Source organism: Lysobacter enzymogenes (assembly GCF_017168095.1).
Classification (GTDB): domain Bacteria; phylum Pseudomonadota; class Gammaproteobacteria; order Xanthomonadales; family Xanthomonadaceae; genus Lysobacter; species Lysobacter enzymogenes_D.
Genome location: NZ_LXSD01000139.1, coordinates 1 through 786, shown reverse-complemented (window position 1 = coordinate 786; position 786 = coordinate 1). Strand labels below are relative to the sequence as shown.

The window sequence follows — 786 nt, the reverse complement described above, 5'->3', positions numbered from 1 at the left end:
GGCGCCGCGGCGCAGGCGGCTGCGGCGATGCGCGAAATGGGCGCGTCGGCTGCGGCGGCTGCATCGGCATCGGCGCCGACTCCGCCAGCGACGCCCGAAGCGCGCGCGCCGCTGGCGGTGCGCGAGACGCCGGCGGTGTATCGCACCGACGCGCGCGTTCAAGACGCCTCGATTCAAGACCGCGACGACACCCCGCCGTGGGCGCCCGCGCCGGCCGCGCCGCAACCACCCGCGCCGGTGCGCGAAGCGGCGGCGAAGCCCGCGGCGGCGCTCGTCAATCCATTCGCAGACGACCCGCGCGATGCGCCGACGAACGCAGCGGCGAAGCCTGCGGCGGCGGTTCGCGCCAATCCGTTCGAAGACGATCCGCGCGACGCCGCGACGAACTCGGCATCGAAGCCTGCAGCGGCGGTTCGCGCCAATCCGTTCGAAGACGCTCCGCGCGATGCGGTGGCGAATGCGGTATCGAAGCCTGCGGCGGCGGTGCGCGCCAATCCATTTGAAGACGCTCCGCGCGATGCCGCGACGAACGGCGCATCGAAGCCCGCAGCGCCTGCCCGTGCGAATCCGTTCGAAGACGCTCCGCGCGACGCCGCGACGAGCGTGGCATCGAAGCCCGCAACACCGGCCCGAGCCAATCCGTTCGAAGACGCCGCGCCGAAGCCCGCAGCCCCGGCCCGCGCCAACCCGTTCGAGGACGATCCGCGCGACGCCGACAGCGTCGCCGCGCCCGCGTCCGCGCGCGGTCCGCTGTTCGAAGACGACCCGCGCGACGCGCCGGCGCCG

1 pseudogene is annotated in these 786 nt (G+C 74.7%); it reads left to right on the top strand.

From position 1 onward, the window contains the following. Positions 1–786 (top strand): annotated as a pseudogene (locus A7A76_RS03915) (hypothetical protein); the annotation flags it as partial.